Here is a 2,678-nt window from a genome sequence, read left to right as displayed (position 1 = left end):
CCCCCACTCCCCCCATCTCTTCGCCTGGTACTCCGCCCTACGCACCTACACTCACCGCCACAGCCACCTCTCTCTCAAAGCCGTCATCTCCCGCCCCGGCTACCTGGCCTTCACACCTACGCATATAGATCTCACCTTCGACTTATCTCAAATTGATATTCGCATTCGCAAAGCGGGCCTAGATCTCAATCCTGGCTGGCTACCCTGGTTTGGTAGAGTCGTACAGTTTCATTACGAGAAAGTGGCTGGCAGAACAGTGGCTGAACCAGGAGAGCTGTGATGGAAACAACAGAAAGACCTCGGCTAAAAGACTTTGCACTAGCGGCGATCGCAGATCAGCTGCCGGCAGATAATCACGAACCTGAACTGGTTTTCTTGCGATCGCACCTCACCCGTGTTACGACTGACACGCTACCCTGGACAGAAGCGCTACAGCAGTCTCTCTCACGTCCCCATCCTGCCGATATACTGCTACTCAGGCTCGCTCGTACCTTTCCCCTTACGTTCGTAGAACTATTAACGATTGCATTGGCAGCCGCTGTAGAAGAAGACGTTCAAGTTGGCAGAGCGATTGCTCGCGTTCAGTCTCCTTTGGGTGGCTCTAGGCCGACGCTGAGTCTGTTATCTACCTCGTTTCAACCACTAACAAAAGCACCGCCTATCTCTGTTGTTTTCAACGGTTCGGCCTTAGCCTGTAGCCTACTGCGTCTGGGTAATACCGCCGCTCCCCTGCCAGAACAAACCGTTAGCATTCCAATCCACCTTTACTTTGCGCTGAACAACCGAGATAGCGCCGTTGAGCATACGATCTTGGGTATTCAACATCTCCCCTCAACTGCGCTATCAGCGAGCTGTCTAGGCAAGGTAGAACAATATGCCAAGAGCCTAGAAAACAACGCGAATCAAGTATTAGTCATTCGCTCCCCTGCCTTTGCTGAAAGCCGTATTGTCGCAGATCGAGTCGCTAAACAGCTTAACCTCAGACCGCTTTTCCTCGAAGGGGCACTGCCGATTGGACTAGCGCCCTGGCTACAGCTGCGGCAGCTACTCCCTGTCTTTTGTCCGCAGCTTACACCCGGAGAATATCATCAGATTCCAGTGATTGGCTATTACGATGGCCCTGTAGTCGCGATCGCGGGTCCTGATGGGCAGCTAGAGTCTCAGCAGCGAGACCTTTTGAGCTGGTCTTTGAGCGTCCCCACTGTGCCAGAACGAGAATCTCTTTGGACAGAGACTCTATCCGATTCGGATCTAGCGGCAATACTAGCCAAAAGCTATCGATATAGCAGCGATCGCATCGCTCAACTGAGCCGCTTGGCCCAGCACTACAGCACGCTAGCTCAGCGCGATCACCCGACAGAAGCAGATATCCGCGCCGCTGCCTGGAGTGGTGAAGGCATTGGCCTAGATGGTTTGGCACAGCCTCTAACCCAGCAAATCCCAGACGAGGCATTAGTGATGCCCAACAGTTTGCGAGAAAATCTACAAATGCTGCTGTTGCGCTGTCAGGCTCGCGATACGCTAACAGACGGACTAGGCGTATCTACTACCGCATGCTACTACCCTGGCGTGAAAGCGCTTTTTGTCGGGCCATCGGGTACAGGCAAAACGCTTTCGGCAGGATGGCTAGCAACCAAGCTAGGAATGCCACTCTATCGGGTCGATCTAGCCGCTATTGTGAGCAAATACATCGGCGAAACCGAGAAGAACCTAGCACAGCTCCTAGCCCGCGCTGAAAGTGCTGGTGTTATTCTTCTATTTGACGAAGCGGATTCTCTTTTTGGTAAACGCACCGATGTTCAACAGGCCAACGATCGCTTTGCTAACAGCCAGACCAACTATCTGCTCCAACGGATTGAAAGCTACGACGGGATTACCTTGCTCACTAGCAACAGTCGTCAGCGATTTGATTCGGCTTTCTCTCGTCGCCTAGATTTTATCGTCGAATTTACGCTGCCTCGTCCTACAGAGCGTCGCGCTTTGTGGCGATCGCACCTAGGCGATCGCTCTACGCTTTCCACAGCCCAACTCAACCAGCTTGCCACGGCGGTCGATCTCTGTGGTGGCCATATTCGCAATGCGGTATTGATGGCCGCTGTTCTAGCGCAGAGCCAACAAAGAGAAATTGACTATGCTGACATCATTATTGGAGTCAATCACGAATATCATAAATTAGGCCGTCAGATGCCAGCGCTAACCCAGCCATCTCATGTCTGAATTCTCGCCACAGACGGCTAGGTCATCAGCCGCTGCGACTGCTAGTCGACAGTCTCGCTCTGCTAACAACAATTCAGCCAGTAGCGCCCCATCTGGAACGCCCCTGTTTCTCCAAAATCAAACAGTTCACCCGACGCCAGCAGAAAACGCGGCTCAACAAAGCCTGCCACAGACCAGCGTAGAAACAGAAACAACAGAAATAAACAGCCAGCTCAGCAATCAATCAAATGGTCAGGCCGATAGCCAGTCCAATGATGTCGCAACCAGCAGCCAGCCTCTATCCTCTTCCAACTCACAAGTATTGCAAACTCCGGGCACTGAATTAGCTTCAGGCTCTTTGCTATTTCTAGAAAGCTCAGAGACAAACGACACTGAAACACAATCAAACGGGGACGCCCTTACTAGCAACAGCAGTCAACTCTCAGGACAACAAGGAATCAATCAAATGGTCAGGCCGATAG

The 2,678-nt window shown here is 52.2% G+C and carries 3 protein-coding genes; all 3 read left to right on the top strand.

Annotated elements, in window-relative coordinates:
• On the top strand, nt 1-280 hold a 280-nt coding region (locus tag IQ256_RS28775), incomplete at its 5' end, for a hypothetical protein (protein WP_228025386.1).
• On the top strand, nt 280-2,217 hold the full coding sequence (locus tag IQ256_RS28770) for an ATP-binding protein (RefSeq protein ID WP_193859110.1): 1,938 nt from the start codon (nt 280-282) through the stop codon (nt 2,215-2,217). The genes IQ256_RS28775 and IQ256_RS28770, both read left to right, overlap by 1 nt.
• Nucleotides 2,210-2,678, top strand: a 469-nt coding sequence (locus tag IQ256_RS28765) for a hypothetical protein (protein ID WP_193859109.1), incomplete at its 3' end; no start/stop codon positions are given. The genes IQ256_RS28770 and IQ256_RS28765, both read left to right, overlap by 8 nt.

The organism is cf. Phormidesmis sp. LEGE 11477 (assembly GCF_015207105.1).
Lineage (GTDB): Bacteria > Cyanobacteriota > Cyanobacteriia > Phormidesmidales > Phormidesmidaceae > Phormidesmis.
Note: the sequence above shows the minus strand (reverse complement) of the source record. Positions and strands in the feature narration are given on the sequence as shown.